Here is a 16,776-nt window from a genome sequence, read left to right on the forward strand (position 1 = left end):
CGAAGAACAAGGAACGACACACTCATGACAATGACTCCCGAGCAGGCCGCCTGGTTCCAGGGCACTTTCCAGCGCCTCGTCGAGAACATCGACAAGGCCGTGCAGGGCAAGCAGGAGATCGTCGGCCTCGTGCTGGCCTCGATGCTCGCCGAGGGCCATGTGCTCCTCGAGGACGCACCGGGAACGGGCAAGACCAGCCTCGCCAAGGCGCTGGCCGCGACCGTGCAGGGCACCAGCGCACGCATCCAGTTCACGCCCGACCTGCTGCCGTCCGATGTGACCGGTGTGACGATCTACGACCAGCAGTCGCACCGCTTCGAGTTCCACAAGGGGCCGATCTTCGCATCGATCGTGCTCGCCGACGAGATCAACCGTGCGTCGCCGAAGACCCAGTCGGCGCTGCTCGAGGTCATGGAGGAATCGCGCGTCACGGTCGACGGCGTCACGCACGAGGCCGGGCGTCCGTTCCTCGTGATCGCGACGCAGAACCCCATCGAGCAGGCGGGCACGTACAAGCTGCCCGAGGCCCAGCTCGACCGCTTCCTGATCAAGACGTCGATCGGTTACCCCGACTTGGCCGTGACCGAGAGCATCCTCGCCGGTGCCTCTGACCGCAACCCGTCGGCCGGCCTGTCCGCGATCATCACGACGAGCGCCGTCGCCGACATGGCCGACCTCGCCGCGACGGTGCATGTCGAGCCCGCCGTGCTCCGCTATGTGGCCGAGCTCGCCGAGGCCACGCGCGAGGACGGGGCCATCCGGCTCGGCGTCTCGGTGCGCGGGGCGATCGCGATGGTCCGCATGGCCAAGGTGTGGGCGGCCGCTCAGGGGCGCCACTTCGTGCTCCCCGACGACATCAAGCTTCTCGCCCGCCCGGTGTGGCAGCACCGTCTGCTGCTCGACGCCGAGGCCGAGTTCGCCGGCACCAGCAGCGACACCGTGATCGCCCGCGTGCTCGACGCGGTGGCGGCACCCCAGGCCCGAGTGGCGGCCTGATGACCGCGGAGGCCCTTCAGGCATCGCCGCCGCAGACGGAGCGCGACGCCGGTTGGCGTGACATCGCGGCCGTCATCGGCGCGCGCATCCTGACGCGCCTCCGGAAGATCACGTCGGCGATCCGTCCGCTGGCCTGGGTGCTGATGGCCCTCGCCGTCGGCTTCTGGGTGCTCGGGCAGATCGCCGGCTGGTCGGAGTTCACGATCGCGGCCGTGGTCATCGCGATCGCCGTGGCCCTGTGCGCGCTGTTCCTGATCGGGCGCACCGCCTACGACGTGGCGCTCGACCTCGCCCGCACCCGCGTTGTCGTGGGAGAGCGCGCGGTCGGCGCCCTGACCCTCGCCAACCGCGGCACCAGGGCGATCCTGCCCTCGCGCGTCGTGCTCCCGGTCGGCTCCGGCCGCGGCGAGTTCGGCATCCAGCGGCTCGCCCCGGGGGAGGAGGCGGAGGAGCTCTTCGCCATCCCCACCCAGAAGCGCGGCGTGGTCAAGGTGGGACCGGTCAGCGTCGTGCGCGGCGACCCGCTCGGCCTGTTCGAGCGGGCGCACCGGCGGGATGATCCCGTCGACCTCTTCGTGCATCCGCGCACCGTGCTGTTCGACGGCCAGTCGCTCGGCTATCTGCGCGACCTCGAGGGGCTGCCCGCCGCCGATCTCTCTCGCGACGATGTGTCCTTCCACGCTCTCCTGGAGTACCAGCCGGGCGATGACCTGCGTCACGTGCACTGGCGTTCGACGGCCCGCACCGGCACGATGATGGTGCGGCAGTACGAGGAGACCCGGCGCTCGCACTTCGTGATCGGTCTCTCGCGCTCGCTCGCCGACTACGCCACCGAAGACGACTTCGAGCTCGGCGTCTCGGCTGCGGGATCGATCGGCCTGCGCGCGCTCCGCGACTCGCAGCGCGTCGACATGCGCGTGCAGGGCCGGGAGCTGCCCGCCGGCACCGGCAAGCAGCTGCTCGACTCGCTCTCGGCCGTCGAGAACAGCAAGCCGAAGGAGGGCGGCATCGCCGAGCTCGCCGGCGTCGTGTCGGCCACCATGCCGCTGGCGAGCGTGGTCGTGCTAGTGTGCGGGGCTCGCGTGAAGTCCGACGACCTCCGCCTCGCGTGTGCGCGCCTGCCGTTCGGCGCCAGGGTGCTCGTGGTCGTCGCCGACACCACCGCGTCCGCCCCGGCTCTGCGTCGCATCGGCGATGCCGACGTGGTGACGGTCGGAGCACTCGAACAGATCCCGCTCGCCCTGCAGAAGGTGCTCGCATGACCGCATCCTCCGCCGCGTTCGGCGATCTTCCCCTGCGCCGCTGGGTCCTCGACCTGACAGCGACGGCGCTCCTGGTCCTCACCGCGCTCATCGGCTTCTGGCCCACGTTCGCCGGTGGGTCCTTCCTGCCCGCCGTCGCCGGAGGCATCCTGGTCGGCCTCGCGATCGCGGTCGTCGCGACCTGGCGCCGCTGGGGAATCCTGATCATCACGGGTCTCACGGTCGCCGCGTACTTCGTGTTCGGCGGCGCCTTCGCCCTGCCGCAGACCTCGATCCTCGGATTCATCCCCACACTGGAGACACTGCAGAAGCTGGCGCTGGGCACGGTGACCGCCTGGAAGCAGATGCTCACCACGGTCGCCCCCGTCGCGGCCGCCGACGGACACCTCGTCGTCCCGTTCCTGCTGGCCCTCGTGATCACCACCGTGACCGCCTCCCTCGCGCTGCGCCTCTCGCAGGTGGCCTGGGCGCTGATCCCCGCCGGCGTCCTGCTCATGCTGGTGATCGCGCTCGGGACGCCCGAACCCGCGTTCCCTCTCGTGCAGGGACTCGTCTTCGCCGTCGTGAGCATGTCGTGGCTCGCGCTGCGCCAGCTCTGGGCACCGCAGAACACCGCCGTCTCCGTGAGCGAGGTCGATCCGTCGCGGGCGTCGCACATGCGCACCCGCCGCCTGCTCGCGGGTGTCGCCGTGCTGGCCATCGCCGGAGGAGCCGGAGTCGCCACGAGCGCGATAGCGAACCCGGCGCAGCCACGGCACGTGTTCCGCGATGTGATCATCCCGCCGTTCGACATCCGGGACTATCCGAGCCCGTTGCAGGCCTTCCGCAAGAACGTGCGCGACGAGGCGGATGAGACCCTCTTCACGGTGCAGGGTCTGCCCAAGGGCGCGCGTGTCCGCACCGCCGTCATGGACCAGTTCGACGGCATGGTCTACAACGTCACCGACGGTGGCCCCACCTCGTCGAGCGCCTTCACGCCGCTGCGTTCGAACATGTCGCCCGATGCCGAGGGCGTCCCGGTGACGCTCAAGATCGAGATCGACGAGTATCGCGGGGTGTGGGTGCCGACCGCGGGAGAGCTCTCCGAGATCAGCTTCTCGGGCGACGACGCCGAACAGCTGCGCCGCGGCACCTACGTGAACACCGAGACGGGCACGGCCGTCGCCACGACGAAGCTGACCACGGGCGACGAGTACACGGTGGATGCCGTGCTGCCGAGCGTGCCCGACGACGAGCAGCTCGCCGAGGTGCCGTTCGGCAAGGTCGCGATGCCGAAGCCGAGCAACGTGCCGGAGGAGCTCACCGCCCTCGCGGCCGAGACCGTCGCGGGCGCCGAGACGCCGATCGAGCGTGTGCGCGCGCTCGAGAACCTGCTCGCCAAAGACGGCTTCTTCAGTCACGGCCTGGAGGGGGAGGTCATCTCCCGTGCTGGGCACACGGCCGAGCGCATCTCGACTCTCATCGGCGGCGAGCAGATGATCGGTGACGATGAGCAGTACGCCGTCGCCATGGCACTGCTCGCGGGCCAGATCGACATCCCCGCTCGCGTGGTCATGGGCTATTACCCCGACGAGACGCGGGAGGGTGAGGCCGTGTTCGCCGCGACCGGCGACGACGTGCACGCCTGGGTCGAGGTCAACTTCGAGGGCATCGGATGGGTGAGCTTCAACCCGACTCCGCCCGAAGACCAGGTGCCCAACGACCAGAACACCAAGCCCCGGGTCGACCCGAAGCCGCAGGTGCTGCAGCCTCCGCCTCCGCCGCAGGAGCCCGTCGACCTGCCGCCCACCCTGCCCGACGACCGCGAGGCCGAAGACGAGACCCTGAACATCGCGGGCATCATCGGGGCGATCCTGGTGATCGGCGGCATCTCCCTCGGGGTGATCGCCCTGCTCGCCTCGCCCTTCATCGTGATCGGCGCCTGGAAGGCCGCGAAGCGTCGCTCGCGTCGCGCCGCCGCACGCACCGCAGACCGCATCAGCGGGGGATGGGACGAGCTGACCGACCGCGCGGTCGACTACGGCGCCCGCATCCCGCCCGGCGGTACCCGCATCGAGGAGGCCGCCGTCGTGGCGTCCTCGCTCACGGTGCCGCAGGTCACGGCCCTCGCCGAGCGCGCGGACTCCGAGGTGTTCGGCCCCGCGGAGCCGAGCCCGGCGGACGTCGAGTCCTTCTGGCAGGAGGTCGATGACATCGTCGGTGGCCTCGGGAAGGACGCCGGCTTCTGGAAGCGCCTCAAGGCACGACTGAGCGTCCGCTCCCTGATCGGCGGCACCGCGATTTCGAACGGATTCCAGAATCTGAAGGAAGCTGCGGCCGTGCGCGTTCGCCGCGAACCTGGCACCATCAAGAACAGCACGACGCCCCCGTCCTCCGAGAGCGAGACCCCATGACGCAGCCCGCGCCCGACCAGATCGCGCCCGTCGCCCGTCGCGCCGTCGCCTACATCATCGATGCCCTGATCGCCGGCGGGCTCGCGATCGTGCTCGGCGGCGGACTCCTCATCGCCGCCTCTCTCACCGGCAGCATCGAAGGCAGCATCGGGGTCTTGCTGGTCGGCGGTCCCGTGGTGAGCCTGGTGCTCCTGGGCTGGTTCGTCGTCTACACGGTGATGCAGGCAGGTAACGGCTCGATCGGCATGCGCGCCCAAGGACTGCGGCTCGTCTCTGCGGCCGACGCGAGCCCGCTGGGCTTCGGGCGTGCGCTGCTGCGCAACATCATCTTCGGCCTCGCCGCCTCCGTGGTGGTGGGGTACTTCACGCCGCTCTTCGACGGCTCCGGACGGTTCCAGGGCTGGCACGACAAGGTCGCCGGCTCCCTGATGCTGGACGCCAAGGTGCCCGCACCCGTCGGGTCTGCCGCCGCATCGCCTGCGGCGCCGGCGGTGCCTGCTCCGACCACGGCTTCGGCGCACCCGGTGTCCGCACCCGCACCGGCGATCCCGGGGCTCCCGCAGCCGACGGAGGCAGTGGCCGCGACCCCGGCCATGCCTCCGGCACCCGCGGCACCGGCCTCCGTCCCGCCGCGCCCGGCCGCACCCGCGGCACCGGTCGCCGAAGCGGGATCGCTCATCGCCTTCGTCCCCGGGATCACACAGGATGCGCCCGGACGGCCCGCTCCGTCGCTGGAGCCGGAGCCCGCACTCGACGCGACGATCCAGCAGCAGCCGGCGGCTCCCGTCGCGGCCCCTCCCGTCGCAGCACCGATCGTCAGCCCGGCGCCGCCCGTTCCGCCGACGCCCCTCGCCGTCGAGACCCCCGCAGCTGCGCCCACGACCCCGGAACCTCCGCTCGCGTCCGCGGCTCCGGCCGCCCCGAGTGCTCCGGTCGCCGCCGATGAGGACGACCTCGAAGACACCAGGATCAGCGTTCCCGGACACCGTCTGGTGTTCACCTGGGACGACGGCACTCGTGTGTCCGTGTCGCGACGCACGGTCTTCGGCCGCAACCCCGCACCGGAAGAGGGAGCGACGCTCGTGCCGGTGCGCGACGAGACGCTGTCGCTCTCGAAGACGCACTTCGAGGCGGCGGCGGAGACCTCGGGCGGTTGGGTGATGGATCGGCACTCCACGAACGGCATGACCATCGTCCGCGAAGGCCAGCGGATCGCCTGCCCCGCCGGGCAGCGCGTGCCGGTGCGTCTGGGCGATGCCATCGAGATCGGCGACCGCATCGTCACGATCGGCGGATACGCGTGAGGCCGGGACTCATCGTCTCGACCGGATCGGCGACGCATCCGGGTCTTCGGCGTGCGCTGAACGAGGACGCCCATCTCGCGGCCGCTCCGATCTTCGTCGTCGCCGACGGGATGGGTGGGCACGAGGCCGGGGAGCGCGCGAGCGCCGCGGTGATCGCCGAGTTCGCGCGGTACATCGGCCGCTCTTCTCTCGCCCTCGACGATGTGCGCCATGCGCTGTCCCTCTCCAGGGAGAGCGTGGAGGAGCTGTCCACCTCCGGCAACGGCCGTGCCGGCACGACGCTGAGCGGTGTGGTCATCGCCTCGGTCGACGGCATGGGCTACTGGCTCGCGCTCAACATCGGAGACTCGCGCACCTACCGTTTCGCCGACGGCGAGCTCGAGCAGATCAGCGTCGACCACTCCGTGGTGCAGGAACTGATCGAGTCGGGCGAGCTCACGACCGAAGACGCCGTCTCCGATCGGCGCCGCAACATCATCACGCGCGCGATCGGGGCGAGCAGCACCGGCGACGCCGACTATTGGATGTTCCCCGCCGAACTGGGCGACCGCATCCTGGTGTGCTCCGACGGACTCACCTCCGAGGTGCCGGACGCGCGCATCCGCGAGGTTCTGAAAGCCGAGTCGGACCCCCAGCGAGCCGCAGACGTGCTCATCGACGAGGCTGTCAGCGCCGGGGGCAGGGACAACATCACGGTCCTCGTCATCGACGCCGTCTCCGTCGCCTCACGTCCGGGGACGCTCATGGCCACCGACACGGACATCGACCAGGACACACGTCCACGAGAAACCGCAGCAGGAGGGGTTCGCTGATGCAGACCATCTACCGACCGGGACAGTGGTACCTGATCGTCATCCCGGGAGCGCTCGTCGCCCTGCCGCCCGACGTCCCCGGCGATGTCGTCGCCCGGCTGTGGGAGCGTCTGCCGGAGGACAAGACCCTCGCGACCGTCGTCGACGTGCTCACCACGCACGCGGGCGGGTCGTTCACATCGCTGCCGTCGTTCGTCGCAGCCGTCGCCGAAGGCGCCGATGTGCGCATCGCCCTGCGGGGGGCGGTCTCCGCGCAGGTGGAGACCGGGACGGAGTCGCTCGAGCTCTCGGGCGCCGAGGTCACGACCTGGAACGAGCGATTCCTCGGCGGTGCCACGAAGATCGACATCACGGTCGAGGCTCCCGCCGACGCCGTGGGTCTGCCCGTGCAGGGCGGCATCGTGCGGGCCGCGGCGGTGAGCGCCGAGCTCGAACCGAGCGACGCCGATCCGCTGATCTCCGCGCTCGGTCCGGCACCGGTCGTCGGAGACGCGGCAGCGGACGCACCCGCATCTGAGCCCGTCGCGGTGCCGGAGCCTGTCGCTGCACCGGAGCCTGTCGCTGCACCGGAGCCTGTCGTCGTCCCGATCCCGGAGCCCGTCGCGGCACCGGAGCCGGAGCCGGAGCCCGAGCCGCAGTCGGATGTGGAGCCGGAGCCGGAGGAGCCGCTCCCCGTCATCGACGACGCCTTCCTGCCGCCGACGGAGGTGACGCTCGCTCCGCCCGTCGATGACGACTTCGACCAGCTGTGGGGAGCCACCGTGCATTCCGTCGGCGCAGCGGCACCGGCGGCGGCACCGGTCGCCCCGGTCGTCGTGGAGGGCGACCATGACGGTGCGACGATCTCGGCCGCAGACCTCCGTGCTCTCCGCCAGGAGCCGCCGGTCGCGAACGACGCGCCGACCGAGGTGCTCGAAGTCGCTCCGGCGCCGACCACGGTGTCCGTCGGTCGTATCCGGCTCTCCACGGGGCAGGTGACCGCCCTCGACCGCACCGTGATCATCGGACGCCGTCCGCGGTCGACCCGTGCGAGCGGTGCGAACCTTCCGCACCTGATCGCGGTCGAGAGTCCCCAGCAGGACATCTCGCGCAGCCACCTCGAGGTCAGACCCGAAGGCGACACCGTCGTGGTCATCGACCTGCACACCACGAACGGGTCCACTCTGCTGCGTCCGGGGGCCGACCCCGTGCGGCTGCACCCGGGCGAGCAGACGCTGGTGCTCTCCGGCGACGTGGTCGACCTGGGCGACGGCGTCACCGTGGCCTTCGAGGACCTCCCGTGACGCGTCGCCCCTCACCGCCGCCGGATCTCCCCGGCTTCACGTATGTGGAGCCGCTGGGCACCGGTGGCTTCGCCGATGTCTTCCTGTACGAGCAGGAGATGCCTCGGCGCCGAGTCGCGGTGAAGGTCCTGCTCGCCGATCGCATCTCGAGCGGTGCGGCGCAGGAGTTCGCCGATGAGGCGAACGTCATGGCGATGCTGTCCACGCATCCCGCGATCGTCACGATCTACCAGGCGGGGGTCGCCGGCGACGGCCGCCCCTATCTCGTGATGGAGTACTGCCCGCGGCCCAACCTCCAGCTCCGTGCACGGAAGGACCCGTTCTCGGTCGCCGAGGCACTCCGGGTCGGCGTGCAGGTGGCCGGCGCCGTCGAGACGGCCCACCGTGCCGGCGTGCTGCATCGCGACATCAAACCCGCCAACATCCTCGTCACCGAATACAACCGGCCAGCGCTCACCGACTTCGGCATCGCGTCGACGACGGGGGCCACCGGCGAGGCGTCGGGGATGTCGATCCCGTGGTCGCCTCCTGAGTCGTTCGCCGAGCCGCCGCAGAGCGGACCCCGCACGGATGTGTGGGCACTCGGGGCGACGCTGTACACACTGCTCGCCGGACGATCGCCGTTCGAGCGACCGGGAGAGCGCAACTCCAGCGCCGACCTCATCGAGCGCATCGAGCGCGCTGCGCTCCCCTCGCTGAAGCGGCCGGACTCCCCGGAGAGTCTGCAACGGCTGCTCGAGCGCTCGATGGCGAAGAACCCCGACGACCGTTTCCCGAGTGCGGTGGCGTTCGCGCGAGCGCTGCAGAAGGTGCAGATCGAGCTCTCGCATTCGGTGACGCCGATCGACATCGTCGACGACCACCCGCCCGCGGAAGACCTGGATGACGACGGCGACGGTCTCACCCGGGTGCGGGAGATCGTCAGCATCGATCCCGACATGGCGTCGTTCACCCGTCCGTCGGCGACGACGCAGCGGAAGGACCCTCCGGCCATGTTGCCGGGGATGCCGCGCTTCGACGCGCCGGTCGCCGAGGAATCGTCCGTCGAGCAGACACAGCTGCGTGCGCCGACCCCGGCTCCCGCCGCTCCGATGGCGCCGGGCGCCGATGACCGGACCATCGCCCGCGCACCGATGGTGGTCGCGCCCGATGCCGCCGTGCCGCCGCCGTCGGTTCCGGGCACCCCCGCCCCTGCCCCGGTCGCCGCCGAGCCGGCTCGCAGCCGCAAGGGCCTGTGGATCGCGCTCGCCGCAGCGGGCGTGGTGCTCGTGATCGGTGGGATCGTCGGCCTGAACCTCCTGGTCGCGGGAATCACTCCTGAACCGCAAGAGACGGCGGAGGCCGTCGATCCGAAGGATGTCGGAACGGATGTCGTGCCGAAGGTGACCGAGCTCGCCGGCACGCGGCAGGGCGATCAGGTGGTCTTCACCTGGACGAACCCGAGCCCGCTCGACGGCGACTCGTACATCTGGACGCCGGTGGTCGTCTCCGGCGAGGTCGCTCCGCAGCAGACGCCGGACCCGACCGCGGCGGTCACCGCCGGTGCGGGCACCGTCTGCATCGACGTGATGCTGCGACGTGACGACGGTCGCGCGTCCGAGACCGTGCGGGGGTGCGTCGAGTGAGTGGCGAAGGCGGAGTGACCGTCGAGTTCGCGGGGGAGTACTTCCCCGTCCGTCCGGGCGGACGGTTCATCGTCGGCCGCGAGGGCGACCTCGAGCTGGATGACAACCTGTTCCTGCACCGCCACTTCCTGGAGATCACCGACGCCGACGGGCTGTGGTGGCTGTCGAACGTCGGCACGCGGCTCACGGCGACCGTGACCGACTCGGCGGGCGGCGTGCAGGCGTGGCTTGCTCCCGGCGCACGTCTTCCCGTGGTCTTCGAGACGACCACGGTCGTGTTCAGCGCGGGTCCGACGACGTACGAGCTCACGCTGCACGCGGCAGAGCCGGCGTTCCGCACGACCAGGCGCGAGCACGACGACGGTGGCGCCTCCACCATCGGCGACGTCCCGTTGACCCTCAGCCAGAAGCTCCTCATCCTCGCGCTGGCCGAGCCGCAGCTGCGCAGGGACGGCACCGGCATGAGTGAGATCCCGACCTCGGCGAAGGCGGCGGAGAGACTCGGATGGACCGTCACCCGGTTCAACCGCAAGCTCGACAACGTGTGCGACAAGTTCGACCGGATCGGTGTGCCCGGTATGCGCGGCGGTCAGCGCAGCTTCGCGACCAACCGACGTGCGCGCCTCGTCGAGCACGTGATCGCATCGCGCCTGGTCGGCAAGAGCGACCTGCCCCTTCTCGACACCGCGCACACCGTCGATGAAGTCGAGGGAGAGCAGGAGTGATCTGGGAGATCGACGACCACGCACCGGAGGTCGAAGGACTCGACGCGCACGGGCGTCCCGATCCCGCGTATGCGGAGTCGCTGGGCCTGCGGGCAGCAGGGCGCGGGGCGCGCGTGCTCGCCGCGGTGATCGAGTGGACGGTGGCCGTGCTCATCGCGCTCCCGGCCATCATCGCGCTCACCCCGGTTCTCGCCCAGGCGGTGGCCGGGCAGTTCGACCCCGAGAAGTTCTTCGCCCGCGGTGACCTGGTGTGGCTCATCGTCGCGGCGGCCGTCTCGCAAGGCCTGATGATCGCCTACGTCGTGGTCCAGCTCGTGCTGCACGGCCGCAAAGGTGTGACGCTCGGCAAGGCGATCTGCGGGATCCGCTCCGTGAACGTGCGCACCCTCGAACGCCCCGGCTTCTGGCGCGGCGCCGTGGTCCGCTACCTCGTCGCCTACGCCTCGTTCATCGTGCCGCTCATCGGCCCGGTGCTGGTGATCATGCTCTCCCCGCTCTTCGACATCGAGCGGCGAGGACGCGGATGGCTCGACCTCGCCGCGGCGACCTGGTTCGTCGACGTGCGCGGCGGACTGAACCCCTATGACCAGAAGCGCATGCGCATCGCGCGCAAGCGCGTGAAGACGCCCGAACACGAGGAGAAGGCCCCGCTGCCGTCACTGGCGACCCCGGTGCATCGCGATGCACCGGCCGAGTACGTCCCCAGTGCGCGTCTCTCCGGCGGTGTCATCGGTGCGCACCGCGCCGCGTCGGGACCGGCAGTCGAGCCGGCGCAGGCTCCTGCTCCGGGGGCCTTGGTCTCGTCGACGCCGCCGTCGCTGGCGACGGGAGCCCCGGGTCCGGCATCGTTCGCTCCGGCTCCGGCTCCGGCTCCGGCTCCGGCATCGGACCCGGCCCCGGCGTACGTGGCGCCTCCGGCGGCTTCGCCGATGCCGCCTGTTCCGGTGGCTGAGCCTGTTCCAGCGGCTGGGCCTGTTGCGGCGACGCCGGCACCGGCCGACGCCCCGGCAACGCCCGTCGTCGCTCCCGCGGGCGTCCGCGCGATTCTGGTGCTCGACACCGGGGAGCGCATCGAGGTGCGCGGGACGACGCTGTTCGGGCGGTCCCCGAGCGCGGCTCCCGGCGAGGGCGAGGCGCTCCTGGTGCCGGTGGTCGACGACACGCGATCGGTGTCCAAGACGCACATCGCGGTGATGCCCGCTCGACGGGGCGTCTTCGTCGTCGACCGCGCGTCGACCAACGGCAGTGCGGTGGTGCGGGGCGGCGCCGAGACCGCTCTGCCGGCCGGCCACCCCGCCGAGCTGATGACCGGGGACACGGTCCGCTTCGGCGACAGGTCCCTCCACGTGGAGTGGGTATGACCCTGAGCAGTGAGATGCGCCCTCGGCGCGGTGAGGACGAGCGATGAGAGTCAAGCTGACCCTGCGTCGACCTGCAGCACCTCTGACCGATGTGGTCGTGATGGCGGACTCGACCGCGACGATCGCCGATGTCGCGCGACAGATCGCCACGACCGACCCGGCGCGCAGCATCGCGGCGGGAGCGGCCGATGTGCTCACCCTCTCCGTGGCGCCGCCGACCAGCGAGCAGCTCACTATGCTCAACCCCGACCTGCTCGTGGGTGACGCCCCGATCGGCTCCGGATTCCTCGCCGAGGTGGTCAACGTCGGACCCCACCGGGCCTCGACGGGAGGCGCCGGTGCGCGTCCTGCCGCGGTGCTCACGGTCGTCGCCGGACCCGCCGCCGGTCAGGAGTTCCCGCTGCCCATCGGGCACTTCCTGATCGGGCGAGACGCCGCCAACGATGTCACCATCGCCGATCCGCTCGTCTCCAAGCGCCACGCCAGGATCGAGGTCGCGACCACGTTCGTCGAGCTGGTCGACCTGAACTCGGCCAACGGCATCCTCGTGGACGGCGGTCTGGTCCAACGCCTCCGGGTCATTCCCGGTCAGACGTTCGTGCTCGGCGACTGCGAGTTCGTCGTGCACATGGTCAGCGACTTCGACGGTTCGGCGTCGGGCGACCCCGTGCTCGAGCGCGGGGGAGCGTTGATGTTCAACCGCAGCCCCCGGGTCGAGGAACGCTTCACCGGTCAGGAGCTGGACGAACCGCGCTACCCGCGCGACCAGCCGTCGAGACTCTTCCCCTGGCCCATGCTCGTCGCGCCGATCCTGCTGGCCGTCACGATGTTCAGCATCACGCAGCGCCCCGCGTCCCTGTTGATCGCCGCCGCATCACCGATGATGATGTTCGGCAACTTCATCTCGCAGAAGACCAACATCGGCCAGCGCCTGCGCAAGGAGGCGGAGTCGTTCGAGGAGCAGTTCGAGCGACTCGAGGAGACGCTCTACCACTCGCACCCGAAGGAGCGGGAGGTGCGGCAGAACGAGGTGCCGGCCGTCGCGGTGGTGTTCGACGAGGCGATGCGCCTCGGCCCCCTGCTGTGGACGCGCCGACCGGAGCACTGGAACTTCCTCGCCATGCGGCTCGGGGTGTGCGAGAGCGAGGCGCGCACCCGCATCAAGCGCACCGAGACTCCGGAGGCGCTCGTCGAGTACGTCGAACGTGTCGACCGTCTCGAGGAGCGGTACCGGATGATCGCCGACGTACCCATCCTGGAATCCCTGCAGAGTGTGGGGTCCATCGGTGTCGCGGGGCCGACCTCGCTCGCCAGCGATGCGCTGCGCGGCATCGCGGTCCAGCTGTTCGGAACGCACTCGCCGAACGAACTGGTCACGGTCGCCCTCACCGAGCCGGGGTGGGCGAACGAGCTCGACTGGCTCAAGTGGCTGCCGCACACCTCGAGCGAGCGCAACCCGTTCAAGGAGATGCCGCTCGCGGATTCCGCCTCGACCGGCACGGCCCTGCTCAGCGGTCTCGAGGAGATCGTGCTGCGTCGCTCGCGGGAGTCGAAGTCGGCGCGTCCTCCGTACGGCGCCGACTGGGATCCGATGCGTTACGGCACCGACGTCAAGCGCGCGGCCGAGGACGCCACGTTCCCCGGGCAGACCGCGATCCTGGTCATCGTGACCAATGACGCCCCCGTGGACCGGGCCCGCCTGACCCAGATCCTGGAGCGTGGTGCCGACGTCGGCGTCTACGCCCTCTTCGTCGCCCCGGTCGTCGAAGCGCTGCCCGCGGCGTGCCGTACCTTCGTGGATGTGAGCGCCGGGCTCGGCGACGCCGTGGTCGGCACCGTCCGCAGCGGCGTGGACTACCACGGAGTGCAGGTAGAGGGCGTCTCGCACGCGTACATGATGATGTTCGCGAAGCGTCTGGCTCCGGTCGTCGATTCGAGCACCGTGATCGAGGATTCCTCCGACATCCCGAACTCGGTCAGCTTCCTCTCGCTCGTGGGGAACGAGGTCGCTGAGGATGCGAACGCCGTGATCGACCGCTGGCGGCAGAACAACACCATCATCGACCGCTCCGGCGCGCCCCAGTCCCGTCTCAAGAAGGCCGGGAACCTGCGCGCCATCATCGGCCAGTCGCAGACCGATGCGATGACCCTCGACCTGCGCACACAGGGTCCGCATGCGCTCGTCGGCGGCACGACCGGTGCCGGCAAGAGCGAGTTCCTGCAGGCGTGGGTGCTCGGCATGGCGGCCGCCCACAGCCCTGACCGTGTCACATTCCTCTTCGTCGACTACAAGGGCGGCTCCGCCTTCGCCGACTGCGTCGACCTCCCGCACACGGTGGGGCTCGTCACCGACCTCAGCCCGCACCTCGTGCGGCGTGCGCTCACCAGCCTGCGCGCGGAGCTGCATCACCGCGAGCACCTCTTCAACCGCAAGAAGGCGAAGGACCTGCTCGAGCTCGAGAAGCGCCGCGACCCGGAGACCCCGCCCGCGCTGGTGCTCGTGATCGACGAGTTCGCCGCGCTCGCCGGAGAGGTGCCGGAGTTCGTGGACGGCGTCGTCGACATCGCTCAGCGCGGTCGCTCCCTCGGCATCCACCTGATCATGGCGACGCAGCGCCCCGCTGGCGTCATCAAGGACAACCTCCGCGCGAACACCAACCTCCGCGTCGCGCTGCGTATGGCCGACGAATCCGATTCCAAGGACGTCGTCGATGATCCGGTGGCGGCGACGTTCTCGCCGTCGCTACCCGGGCGCGGTATCGCGAAGACCGGTCCCGGGCGTCTCGTGCCCTTCCAGTCCGCCTACGCGGGCGGGTGGACGACCGATGAGGTGCAGGTCGCCGAGGTCAAGGTCGCCGAGCTCCGGTTCGGCTCGATCCAGACCTGGGAGGCCGAGCAGGCTCCGGAGTCCGACTCCCACGACGAAGACCTCGGACCCAACGACCAGAAGCGCATCGTGGCGACGCTCGTGAACGCGGCGCGACAGGCGCGCATCCCGGCGCCCCGACGCCCGTGGCTCGACGATCTGGAGGGCGCCGTCGACATGCGCGACCTCCCGGTGCTCGGCGACGGACAGGTGCTGCTCGGCAAGATGGATGTCCCGGAGCGTCAGCTGCAGGAGCCGGCCTACTTCCATCCCGACAAGGACGGGTCGCTGCTCGTCTACGGTACGAGTGGATCGGGCAAGTCGACCGTGCTGCGCACGATCGCGATCGCCGCCGGGTTCGACTCCGCGCATTCGAACGTCGAGGTGTACGGCCTCGACTTCGGTTCCGGCTCGCTCAAGAGCCTGGAGATGCTGCCGCATGTCGGGTCGATCATCTCGGGCGACGATTCCGAGCGTGTGCAGCGCGTTCTCCGCTCGCTCGCCAAGGTGCTCGATGACCGTGGAAAGCGCTTCAGCGCCGCCAATGCCTCCAGCCTGACCGAGTACCGCGAGATCACCGGTAAGGACGAGGCGCGCATCCTGCTCCTGATCGACGGCTTCCCGCAGTTCCGCAGCGAGTGGGAGTCCACCACCGCGCGCATGCCGTTCTATCAGACGTTCATGCGCATCCTCGGGGAGGGGCGCCCGCTGGGCGTGCACGTGATCGCGAGCGCCGACCGCTCGGGCTCTGTGCCGACCGCGGTCAGTGCGAACGTCTCGCGGCGTGTGGTGCTGCGGCTCTCCGACGAGTCCGGATATGCGATGCTCAACGCTCCCAAGGACGTGCTGGACGAGCGTTCGGCGCCTGGTCGTGCCATCGTCGACGGCCGGGAGACCCAGATCGCGACGCTCGGGGGGACTCCGAACGTCGCGGAGCAGACCAAGCTCCTCGAGAAGCTTGCCGAGTCGCTGCGCGAAGCCGGGGCGCGTGAGGTGCCGGAGATCGGCGCACTTCCCACTCGCCTGTCGGTGCGCGACCTGCCCGATCGACTGGGCGAGTTCCCGGTGCTCGGCGTCGCGGAGGACACTCTGGCCGCCCGCGACTTCGATCCGGTCGGCACGTTCGTCGTGGCGGGGCCGCCCTCGTCGGGCAAGACCAACGCCCTCAAGGCCATCATCACCTCGATGCGTCGGCTCGACCCGCAGATCAAGCTCTTCCACTTCGGCGGGCGGCGGGCGCAGCTCAAGGACTACGTCGAGTGGACCCGCAGTGCGGTGACCCCGGAGGACGCCAAGGAACTGGCCAAGGAGATCACCGAGATCGCCACCGACGAGACGTTGGGCGTGCGTCTGCTCGTCGTCGTCGAGGATGTCCCGCAGTTCGCGGACAGCCCGGCGGAGCGCGAGATGAAGGCTCTGTTCCAGGCGATCAACCGCAGCGACCACCTTCTCATCGGCGACGCCGACGTGACTCAGGTGACCAGCGGGTTCGGTTTCATCGCGGACTTCAAGGCCGGCCGCAAGGGCATCATCCTCAAACCGGATGCCTTCGACGGCGATGCCGTGTTCAAAGTGCCGTTCCCGAAGGTCAAGCGCACGGACTTCCCGGAGGGGCGAGGGATCTTCGTGCAGGCGGGCCGTCAGGTCACGGTCCAGCTGCCGTTGGTGGAGGCGGAGAGGAAGGCATGACCCGATGGGGAGTTGTGCCCATCGTGGAACCCGCCGGTTCTCCTTAGGGTGGGGAGGGTCGTGATGAGAGCCGACGCGCACGCAGTGGTCAGAAGTCGATCGGTGGAATCGAGGAGGTATCGTCGTGGGAACTGACATCAACATCCCCATGTCGCAGCTGGAGCAGTTGAACACGTCGTTGGGCAACATCATCAAGGAGTTCGAGAGCGCCGGTACACGCAGCGACGCCCTGGAATCCGCGATCGGCGCCCCGCACGGCGAGACGGCCCTGCGCAGCGAGATCAGCCGCTTCGAAAGCGACTGGAACGACAAGCGCGACACCCTGAAGTCGAAGCTCGAGAGCGCGAAGGAGCGGGTCGTCGACTTCGCCACGGCGTGGACGGACTTCGACCTCGAGGCGGCGAAGAACCTCGACACCACCGAGAACCCGCCGCAGGTCGAACCGAACGGGGCACGCTGA

Annotated in this window: 11 protein-coding genes; all 11 read left to right on the forward strand. The window is 70.1% G+C overall.

The window, feature by feature from the left end; translation table 11 throughout:
• The first annotated feature begins 24 nt into the window (after positions 1 to 24).
• The 11 genes from ASD13_RS12375 (at position 25) to ASD13_RS12425 (ending at position 16,776) form a co-directional block, all read left to right on the forward strand.
• Positions 25 to 996, forward strand: coding sequence for an AAA family ATPase (locus ASD13_RS12375; protein WP_055869575.1), 972 nt, complete (start codon positions 25 to 27; stop codon positions 994 to 996).
• Complete coding sequence (locus ASD13_RS12380) at positions 996 to 2,258, forward strand: DUF58 domain-containing protein (protein ID WP_055869583.1); 1,263 nt, start codon at positions 996 to 998, stop codon at positions 2,256 to 2,258. The genes ASD13_RS12375 and ASD13_RS12380 overlap by 1 nt, the downstream gene beginning before the upstream one ends.
• Positions 2,255 to 4,651, forward strand: a complete 2,397-nt coding sequence (locus ASD13_RS12385; RefSeq protein ID WP_055869585.1) for a transglutaminase family protein — start codon at positions 2,255 to 2,257, stop codon at positions 4,649 to 4,651. Before ASD13_RS12380 ends, ASD13_RS12385 begins: the two co-directional genes overlap by 4 nt.
• On the forward strand, positions 4,648 to 5,955 hold the full coding sequence (locus ASD13_RS17215) for an RDD family protein (RefSeq protein ID WP_082531501.1): 1,308 nt from the start codon (positions 4,648 to 4,650) through the stop codon (positions 5,953 to 5,955). Before ASD13_RS12385 ends, ASD13_RS17215 begins: the two co-directional genes overlap by 4 nt.
• The gene (locus tag ASD13_RS12395; RefSeq protein ID WP_157535633.1) at positions 5,952 to 6,767 is read left to right on the forward strand and encodes a PP2C family protein-serine/threonine phosphatase; all 816 of its coding nucleotides are present in this window, start codon (positions 5,952 to 5,954) and stop codon (positions 6,765 to 6,767) included. Before ASD13_RS17215 ends, ASD13_RS12395 begins: the two co-directional genes overlap by 4 nt.
• A complete protein-coding gene (locus ASD13_RS12400; protein WP_055869590.1) occupies positions 6,767 to 8,050 on the forward strand; it encodes an FHA domain-containing protein in 1,284 nt (427 codons plus the stop codon). Before ASD13_RS12395 ends, ASD13_RS12400 begins: the two co-directional genes overlap by 1 nt.
• Positions 8,047 to 9,675: a serine/threonine-protein kinase gene (locus ASD13_RS12405; RefSeq protein ID WP_055869593.1), complete on the forward strand. Its 1,629-nt coding sequence runs from the start codon at positions 8,047 to 8,049 to the stop codon at positions 9,673 to 9,675. The genes ASD13_RS12400 and ASD13_RS12405 overlap by 4 nt, the downstream gene beginning before the upstream one ends.
• Entirely contained in the window at positions 9,663 to 10,400 is a 738-nt protein-coding gene (locus ASD13_RS12410; RefSeq protein ID WP_055869596.1) for a hypothetical protein, read from the forward strand. The genes ASD13_RS12405 and ASD13_RS12410 overlap by 13 nt, the downstream gene beginning before the upstream one ends.
• Positions 10,397 to 11,761, forward strand: coding sequence for an RDD family protein (locus tag ASD13_RS12415; protein ID WP_055869598.1), 1,365 nt, complete (start codon positions 10,397 to 10,399; stop codon positions 11,759 to 11,761). The genes ASD13_RS12410 and ASD13_RS12415 overlap by 4 nt, the downstream gene beginning before the upstream one ends.
• A 43-nt stretch (positions 11,762 to 11,804) precedes the next feature.
• Positions 11,805 to 16,316, forward strand: a complete 4,512-nt coding sequence (locus ASD13_RS12420; protein ID WP_055869600.1) for an FtsK/SpoIIIE domain-containing protein — start codon at positions 11,805 to 11,807, stop codon at positions 16,314 to 16,316.
• 124 nt (positions 16,317 to 16,440) lie between these two features.
• Positions 16,441 to 16,776: a hypothetical protein gene (locus ASD13_RS12425; protein WP_055869603.1), complete on the forward strand. Its 336-nt coding sequence runs from the start codon at positions 16,441 to 16,443 to the stop codon at positions 16,774 to 16,776.

It is taken from the genome of Microbacterium sp. Root1433D1, from assembly GCF_001426835.1.
Lineage (GTDB): Bacteria > Actinomycetota > Actinomycetes > Actinomycetales > Microbacteriaceae > Microbacterium > Microbacterium maritypicum.

Coding starts and splice junctions, on each gene's coding strand:
- ASD13_RS12375 (WP_055869575.1), top strand. CDS start 25: ATGACAATGACTCCCGAGCAGGCCGCCTGGTTCCAGGGCACTTTCCAG.
- ASD13_RS12380 (WP_055869583.1), top strand. CDS start 996: ATGACCGCGGAGGCCCTTCAGGCATCGCCGCCGCAGACGGAGCGCGAC.
- ASD13_RS12385 (WP_055869585.1), top strand. CDS start 2,255: ATGACCGCATCCTCCGCCGCGTTCGGCGATCTTCCCCTGCGCCGCTGG.
- ASD13_RS17215 (WP_082531501.1), top strand. CDS start 4,648: ATGACGCAGCCCGCGCCCGACCAGATCGCGCCCGTCGCCCGTCGCGCC.
- ASD13_RS12400 (WP_055869590.1), top strand. CDS start 6,767: ATGCAGACCATCTACCGACCGGGACAGTGGTACCTGATCGTCATCCCG.
- ASD13_RS12420 (WP_055869600.1), top strand. CDS start 11,805: ATGAGAGTCAAGCTGACCCTGCGTCGACCTGCAGCACCTCTGACCGAT.